This window comes from Saccharopolyspora sp. NPDC050389 (genome assembly GCF_040655595.1).
Lineage (GTDB): Bacteria > Actinomycetota > Actinomycetes > Mycobacteriales > Pseudonocardiaceae > Saccharopolyspora.
In genome coordinates this window covers 1-7910 of record NZ_JBFAKG010000093.1, presented here as the reverse complement: position 1 = coordinate 7910, position 7910 = coordinate 1, and the positions used below count along the sequence as shown (strand labels likewise).

Sequence of the window (7910 nt, the reverse complement as noted above, 5' to 3'; positions counted from 1 at the left end):
GGGTCGCCATCTACCAAACACACACCCACCCCCGCGGCGGGGGCCGGCCCCCCCCCCCCCCCCCCCGCTTCTTCATGTGCCGATCTTCAGCGGCGGAGGACGATGGTGCCGGTGAGCCGGTCGTGCCAGGAGCGGCCGTCGAAGTTCCACACCACGGCCGGGATGATCAGCGCGGTCAGGACGCAGCGCACCGCCGCCCGCCACGGCCCCACCATGACCGCGCCGTCGACCCGCGCGACCCAGATCCGCATCGCCGCCATGCCAGGCGTGGCGCCGAAGAAGGTCACCGGGACCACGGTGATGACCACCCAGGCCACCAGGCTCCAGTTCTCCGGGTAGTCCGGCGCGGTGAACAACGCGGCGACCAGCGCGGCCAGCACGATGTCGATGAGGAACCCCGCCATCCGCCGGCCCACCGGCGCGGCCGAGCCGGGCCCGCGCTCGGGCAGCCCGAGCTTCTCGCCCCGCCACCCGGGCCGGGTTTCGTTCGCCTGCTCGCGCGCGTGGTTCAATGCGCTCTTCGGGCCGTCCAGCCACGATCCGACTTTTCGCACGTCACCCAGGGTACGTGTCGTGCACGCTGCCGCTGTCGGAGCATCACGTTCGACCGCTGCGCGCAACCCCTACCACCCGAACAGGCGGCAGTTAACGCCCATGAAACATTCAGGTGACGACGGGGCAACACCCCTGACATAACGTTGGCTTCGAGCCGGCGGCGGAACCTTTGGCGTGGCGGTCGGTGAGCTGTACGAGTGCGTGAAGGAGCCACCGAGGTTGTTCAAGAATCCTGACGAGGTCCTGCGCTTCATCGCTGATGAAGACGTGAAGTTCGTCGATGTCCGGTTCTGCGACCTGCCGGGCGTGATGCAGCACTTCACGGTGCCCGCCACCGCGTTCGACCAGGACGCGTTCACCGAGGGGCTGGCCTTCGACGGCTCGTCGGTGCGCGGCTTTCAGTCGATCCACGAGTCGGACATGCTGCTGCTGCCGGACCCGTACACCGCTCGCGTCGACCCGTTCCGTGCAGAGAAGACGCTGATCCTCAACTTCTTCGTGCACGACCCGTTCACGCTGGAGCCCTACAGCCGCGACCCGCGCAACATCGCGCGGAAGGCCGAGCAGTACCTGAACGAGTCCGGCATCGCCGACACCGCGTTCTTCGGCGCCGAGGCCGAGTTCTACATCTTCGACTCGGTCAAGTTCGGCGAGGCCGCCAACAAGACCTTCGCCGAGGTCGACTCGGTCGAGGGCTGGTGGAACACCGGCCGCGACGAGGAAGGCGGCAACCGGGGCTACAAGACCCGGATGAAGGGCGGCTACTTCCCCGTCTCCCCGTACGACCACTTCGCGGACCTGCGCGACCAGATGGTCAAGCAGCTGATCGGCTCGGGCTTCACCATCGAGCGGGCGCACCACGAGGTCGGCACCGGCGGCCAGGCCGAGATCAACTACAAGTTCAACACGCTGCTGCACGCGGCGGACGACTTGCAGCTGTTCAAGTACGTCATCAAGAACACCGCCTGGCAGCACGGCAAGACCGTGACGTTCATGCCCAAGCCGCTGTTCGGTGACAACGGTTCCGGCATGCACAGCCACATGTCGCTGTGGAAGGACGGCAGCCCACTGTTCTACGACGAGTCCGGTTACGCCGGCCTGTCGGACATGGCGCGCCACTACATCGGCGGCATCCTGCACCACGCCCCGAGCCTGCTGGCCTTCACCAACCCGACGGTGAACTCCTACCACCGCCTGGTGCCGGGCTACGAGGCCCCGGTGAACCTGGTGTACTCGCAGCGCAACCGCTCCGCCTGCATGCGGATCCCGATCACCGGTGCGAACCCGAAGGCCAAGCGCGTCGAGTTCCGCTGCCCGGACCCGTCCGGCAACCCGTACCTGGCATTCGCCGCGATGATGATGGCCGGCCTGGACGGCATCAAGAACAAGATCGAGCCGGCCGAGCCGATCGACAAGGACCTCTACGAGCTGCCGCCGGAAGAGGCCAAGAACGTGCCGACCGTGCCGGACAGCCTGTCGAAGGTCATCGACAACCTGGAAGCCGACCACGACTTCCTGCTCGAGGGTGGCGTGTTCACCCCCGACCTGATCGAGACCTGGATCAGCCTGAAGCGGGAGGACGAGATCGACCCGATCCGCCTCCGCCCGCACCCGCACGAGTTCTCGCTGTACTTCGACGTGTGATCGGCTGAGCAGTCCGGCAAAGCGGGGTGGGGACTTCGGTGCCCACCCCGCTTTCGCCTTTCCACCGAAGCCCCGGACGGTCAGATGCCCTGCCACGGCGTCAACGGGGCGCCGACCGTGCCGGGCTTGAACCGCAGCAGCGCCCCGGCGCAAGGGTCGGCGAGCAGCCCGGGCTCGTCGTAGCCGAAACACGCCGAAGTCACGTACATCTCCTCCAGCCGCGACCCGCCGAAGGCGAGGCTGGTGATCCGCCGGGTCGGCGCCCACAGCACGGTTTCGAGATCTCCGCTCGGGGCGTACCGGTGGATCCGGCCGGTCCAGTGCATCGCGACCCACACGCACCCCTCGGCGTCCACCGCGACGCCCTCCGGGCTGCCCTCCGACTCCGCGCACGCCACCCACTGCCGGCCGGACAGCGCCCGGGCCCGCTCCACGTCGTAGTCGTAGACCCAGATGGTGCGCGTGTCGACCACGTACATCCGGGTGCCGTCCGGGCTCCAAGCCAGGCCACCGGCACCGGTCACCCCGTCGACAAGCAGCCGCGCGCGGTCGCCGTCGAGCACGAACAGCGCGCTCGCGCGGAGGCCGCGGTCGTGCGTCAGCGTGCCGGCCACGAACCGCCCCGCCGGATCGCACGCTCCGACGCTCATCCGATCGCCGTTGCGCACCTGCACGATCGGCTCCAGCCCGGCCCGCCCCAGGTACACCCGCGCGAAACCGTTCCCGGCGGCGGAGATCAACTGCCCGTGCCGGGTGGCGCCCAGCGCGGTCACCGCGCCCGGCAGCACCCGCACCTCGTCGACACCGGAATCTCGGTGATAGGTGTGCAATTCGCGGCGCATCAGGTCCACCCAATACACGCAATTGAGCGCCGGCATCCACAGCGGGCTCGTCCCGCACAGCGCCTGCCGGTCGACGAGCAGCTCGAAGTCCTCGGACATCGACCTCTCCCCCATCCCGAAACCACGCCCGCACTCGATCGCCGAGGCTACTGGCGAATTCGGCAATTCGGGACCGCCGACCGGGTTTCCCAGAAATGGTCCAATGGAGACACCGGAGTCGCGTTGCCCCGCGATGCACCATCCGGCCTACTCGATTACCGCAACTGCGCGCGGCGGAACAATTTCACCGAGCCCTTGCCCGAATGGTCCACGTTGCACGATGCCGGTCAAAGCCGCGAAATGTCCCGGACGAAACAAACCCGGTCGTGCCCGCGGCCATCGTAATCGCGGTGCACGGGCACCCCGTCGGCTTCGGTGTCGCCGGGAACGAGCTCGAATCCCATGCGCTGGTGAAACGCGATCGAACCGGAGTTGGCCGGAGACGTGACGCAGTGGACTCGGCGGCGCCCGGCACTGGCAGCGGCATCGAAGAATTTGGCATATAGCCGGCGAGCCAACCCGCTGCGGCGCAGCGCCGGATCGACGCCGACGAAGTGGACGTAGGCGTCCTCGGCGCGGTCGGCGGACAGGAATCCGATCAGGAAACCTGCCATTCGGCCATCCTGCTCGGCGATGAAGCTCGTGCCAGAGAAATGCTGCAGGAACAATCGCGGCACCAGCAGCGACAATTCGCGGGCCGCAGCGGGGCTGCGGGAATCCGTCCACCACGACTCGATCGCCGCCACGATCCGCTGATGGTCGCGCTCTTCTGCCTGGCGAAGCTGATCAGTCATGCCTTCACCCTAGGTGTCGCGATCAGGAGTCGTAAAAGACGCGTTCGACGACGGCGCGGGCGTGCCGCGTCACCCGGAGGTAATCGTCGACGACCTCACCGGTGTCCACTCCGGCCGGATAACCCAACGCGGCGGCGACCGCGCTCAGTTCCCAGGTGTGCTTGGGCAGCTGGTCGTCGGGCTTGCCGCGCACCAGCATCACCGCGTTGCGCACGCGCATCGCCAGCGTCCACGCCTCGATGAGCTCGTCGGCATCGCCAGCCTCCAGAACCCCGACGGCAGCCGCGGCGCGCAACCCATCCACGGTCGACGTGGTTCGCAGCTCAGCGAACTCGTGCGCGTGCCTCAGCTGCAGCAACTGCAGCGTCCACTCCACGTCGGCCAGGCCGCCGCGCCCGAGCTTGGTGTGCGTGGCCGGGTCGGCGCCTCGCGGCAGCCGCTCGGAGTCCACCCGCGCCTTGATGCGTCGGATCTCCCGGACCTTGGTCTCGTCCAGCCCGCCGTCCGGATACCGGATCGGATCGACAGCCCAGCAGAACCGCTCGCCCAGGTCTCGATCGCCGGCGACGGCACGCGCCCGGAGCAAGGCCTGCGCCTCCCATGCCTCGCCCCAACGCCGGTAGTACGACAGGTAGGAATCCAGGGTTCGCACCAGCGCCCCCTGCCGCCCTTCCGGCCGCAGGTCGATGTCGACCTCCAGCGGCGGATCCTGGCTCGGCGCGCCGAGCAACCGCCGAACCTGTTCCACGACGGAGGTGGCGAACCGGACGGCTGCGCGCTCGTCGGCCTCGCCGGCGGGCTCGCACACGAACATCACGTCGGCATCGGAGCCGTAACCCAGCTCGTTGCCGCCCAGCCTGCCCATGCCGATCACCGCGATCCGCGCGGGGATCACGCCATCGGACCGGCTGGCCACGTCCCGCACGGCCACGTCCAACGCGGATTCCAGCACGGCCACCCAGATGCTCGACAAGGCCTGGAACACCGTGGTCGGCTCCATCAGGCCGAGCAGATCACCGCACGCGATGCGCAACAGCTCGTGCCGCCGCAACGAACGAGCCGCGGACACCGCGCGCTGCGGCTCCGAGTACCGCGCTACCGCGCTGCGCAGCGAAACCGCGGCCTCCATCGGATCGCGCTCGGCAAGAGCGGAAGTGTCCGAGAGCAGCCGCAGCACCTCCGGTGCCCGCACCAGCAGTTCCGGCACCAGCTTCGAGGTGCCCAGCAGCTGGGCCAACCGCTCGGCGACCACGCCCTCATCGCGCAGCAGCCGCAGGTACCACGGGGTTTCGGCCAGCGCCTCGGACACCTTGCGGTAGTTGAGCAGGCCGCCGTCGGGATCCGGCGTGTTCGCCAGCAGATCCAGCAGCATCGGCAGCAGGGTGCCCTGGATGCTGGCCCGTCGCGACATCCCGGACGTCAACGCCCCGATGTGCCGCAACGCGCCTTCCGGGGAGGTGTAGCCGAGCGCAGCCAGCCGTTCGACAGCCGCCGAAGTGGTCAGCCGCAGCGCGGCGGTGGGCACCTTCGCGACCGCCTCCAGCAGCGGGCGGTAGAAGAGCTTCTCGTGCAGCCGACGAACCCTGTTGCCGTGTCGGCGAAACTCTCCCACCAGGGCCTGAGCCGCGGTGTTCCGGCCGCTGGCGCGCAAACCGACCGCGCGGGCCAGCACCGTCAGCGCGTCGGCATCGTCGAAGGGCGGGAAGAGGTGGGTGCGGCGCAGTTGCCGCAGCTGCAACCGGTGTTCCACGGTGCGCAAGAAGCGGTAGGAGTCCACCAGGTCTGCCGCGTCCGCGCGCGCCACGTAGCCGCCGTCGCCCAGCGCCAGCAAAGCGTCCAATGTGGATTTCGAGCGGAGCGAACCGTCGCTGCGGCCGTGCACCATTTGCAGCAGCTGCACGGCGAACTCCACATCCCGCAAGCCGCCGCGGCCGAGTTTCAGCTCACGCTCCACCAATTCCGAAGGAACGTGCTCCTCGACGCGTCGCCGCATGGACCGCACGTCGACGACGAATCCTTCGCGCTCCGCGGCGGTCCACACCAGCGGCTGCACCGCCTCCAGGTAGCGGTCGCCGAGCTCTTCGTCGCCGGCCACCGGCCGCGCCTTCAACAGCGCCTGGAACTCCCAGGTGCGAGCCCACCTGCGGTAGTAGCTGAGGTGCCCATCGAGCGTCCGCACCAGCGCACCGGCCTTGCCCTCCGGCCGCAACGCGGCATCGACCTCGAAGAACGCCGGACCCGCCACGCGCATCATGAGGCTGGCCAACCGGGTCGCCGCCGGGATGTCCGATTCGCTGTGCGCGACGAACACGACGTCGACGTCGCTGACGTAGTTCAGTTCCCGGCCGCCGCACTTGCCCATCGCGATCACCGCGAGCCGAGGAACCTCGTCCACGCCGGATCGTTCCAGCTCGGCGACGGCGACGGACAGGGCCGCGCGAAGCGCAGCCACCGCGACATCGGACAGGTTCGCCGCGACGCTCTCGTAGGGCATCGTTGGCAGCGACGGTTCCGCGACACTCGCCATGTCATTGCCGGCGACATCCAACAGCAAGCCGCGATAGGTGCCCCGCAGAGCGCTGACCGCGTCCGGGCCGTGCAGCTTCGCAACCGGGCCGCCCGCCGTCCCCGGCGCCCCGTCGCCATCCGCTCCCACCGAAGCCAACAGCACCGAGGTGCGTTCCTGGAGGGTGCTCGGCTGAACGGTGTCCGAGCACAAACGGCGCCAGTCCGCGGGATTCGCGACGAGATGATCGGCGAACGCCGTGGAGTCACCGAGTACGCCGAACAAACGCCCGCGCAGCCCGACATCGTCGGCGAGAGCCCGCGACAACTCCGCCCAGGCCGAGCCGACGACTTCCCGAATCCGGTCGATGGACAGCAGCGCGAGATCCGGGTCCGGCGTGCGGGACAACGCGGCGACGATCGGCTCGGATTCCCCTGGCCCGGTGTCCGACCACCAGCCGGCTCGCCTCAACTGGTCCCCGGCACGCGACGCGTCGCTGAATCCGTAACGCGCGGTGGACGGCACCGAACCCGATCGGGACGAGTTGCTGTTCGCCATGTTCGAACCGTAGTCCGCATCGAATACCGCTGGAGACCCAACCTCACGACAATCACGCCAACGGCAGGAACCTGCTGGTGGTCCGCTCCTCCGGCGGCATGGCGACCAGCCGGACGAAACGCTCGGCAACCGGCTGCCAGGTTTCGGCGAGATCGGCGTGGAACTCCTGCAGATGCTCGGGCTCCAGCTGTCCCGGCCGGGCCGTCGCGGCGACGTCCGGCGACAGCCTGGCCCACTCCAACACCATGTCCGGAGTCGTCTCGATGTGGAACTGCAACCCGTACGCGCAGTCCCCGACGCGGAAGGCTTGGTTGTCGCACTTCGGGGAAGAAGCGAGCAGTTGCGCGGACGGCGGCAGAGCAGTGATCTCGTCGGAGTGGAACTGCAGCACATCAGGGGTCAACGGCACCGGGCCGAGCAGCGGATCCTCCGCCGCGGCATCCCGCTTCGCCACCAGCAAGGTCCCGGCCTCCGGTCCCTTGCGGGCGGCGCGCACCTGGCCGCCGGTAGCGACGGCGAGAAGCTGAGCGCCGAGGCACACCGCCAACACCGGCACCCGCTGGCCAACAGCCTTGCTCAGCAGGGCGCGAAGTCCGGCCAGCCAAGGGTGTTCGACATCGTCGTACACGCCCATCTCACCGCCGAGCACGACCACGCCCTGGTGATCGTCGAACCCATCCGGGAGCTGCTGCTCTGCCGGAAGCACGACGTCGAGTTCCGCGCCGGCGGCGAGCAGCCATTCGCCGAGCTCGCCCGGCGGGTCCAACTTCGACGGCTGGACAACGAGAATCCGCGCACCACCCATGTCCGTGAGCGTACGTGCCGGCGGCACGAACGCCTACGCCCTTTCGGGCTCCGTTCACACTGCGCGAAAAATAAAAGAAGGGGCTCCCTCTTTCGTTTCCGAAAGAGGGAGCCCCTTTAAATAGTGTGTCGGCGGTGTCTTACTCTCCCACACCCTGTCGAGTGCAG

General features: G+C 68.6%; 6 protein-coding genes. 1 reads left to right on the top strand and 5 read right to left on the bottom strand.

Going from position 1 to position 7910, the window contains the following annotated elements; translation table 11 throughout:
* Positions 1–86: 86 nt before the first annotated feature.
* Positions 87–554, bottom strand: a complete 468-nt coding sequence (locus AB0I53_RS39765) for an RDD family protein (protein WP_358614220.1) — start codon at positions 552–554, stop codon at positions 87–89.
* A 220-nt stretch (positions 555–774) separates the two neighbouring features.
* On the opposite strand from AB0I53_RS39765, the gene glnA reads away from it, so the two are divergent.
* A complete protein-coding gene (glnA, locus tag AB0I53_RS39760) occupies positions 775–2199 on the top strand; it encodes a type I glutamate--ammonia ligase (protein ID WP_358614219.1) in 1425 nt (474 codons plus the stop codon).
* An 80-nt stretch (positions 2200–2279) separates the two neighbouring features.
* Here glnA and AB0I53_RS39755 read toward each other — a convergent pair whose 3' ends face one another.
* The 4 genes from AB0I53_RS39755 to AB0I53_RS39740 form a co-directional block, all read right to left on the bottom strand.
* On the bottom strand, positions 2280–3140 hold the full coding sequence (locus AB0I53_RS39755) for an SMP-30/gluconolactonase/LRE family protein (protein ID WP_358614218.1): 861 nt from the start codon (positions 3138–3140) through the stop codon (positions 2280–2282).
* 227 nt (positions 3141–3367) lie between these two features.
* Positions 3368–3874, bottom strand: coding sequence for a GNAT family N-acetyltransferase (locus tag AB0I53_RS39750; protein WP_358614217.1), 507 nt, complete (start codon positions 3872–3874; stop codon positions 3368–3370).
* A 22-nt stretch (positions 3875–3896) separates the two neighbouring features.
* Positions 3897–6938, bottom strand: coding sequence for a bifunctional [glutamine synthetase] adenylyltransferase/[glutamine synthetase]-adenylyl-L-tyrosine phosphorylase (locus tag AB0I53_RS39745; protein WP_358614216.1), 3042 nt, complete (start codon positions 6936–6938; stop codon positions 3897–3899).
* Positions 6939–6990: 52 nt separating this feature from the next.
* Positions 6991–7743, bottom strand: coding sequence for a type 1 glutamine amidotransferase (locus AB0I53_RS39740; RefSeq protein ID WP_358614215.1), 753 nt, complete (start codon positions 7741–7743; stop codon positions 6991–6993).
* Between the last annotated feature and the right edge of the window lie 167 nt (positions 7744–7910).

Excerpts from the sequence above, each read along its gene's own strand:
- AB0I53_RS39740 (WP_358614215.1), bottom strand. The coding sequence starts at position 7,743 with ATGGGTGGTGCGCGGATTCTCGTTGTCCAGCCGTCGAAGTTGGACCCG.
- AB0I53_RS39755 (WP_358614218.1), bottom strand. The coding sequence starts at position 3,140 with ATGTCCGAGGACTTCGAGCTGCTCGTCGACCGGCAGGCGCTGTGCGGG.
- AB0I53_RS39750 (WP_358614217.1), bottom strand. The coding sequence starts at position 3,874 with ATGACTGATCAGCTTCGCCAGGCAGAAGAGCGCGACCATCAGCGGATC.
- AB0I53_RS39745 (WP_358614216.1), bottom strand. The coding sequence starts at position 6,938 with ATGGCGAACAGCAACTCGTCCCGATCGGGTTCGGTGCCGTCCACCGCG.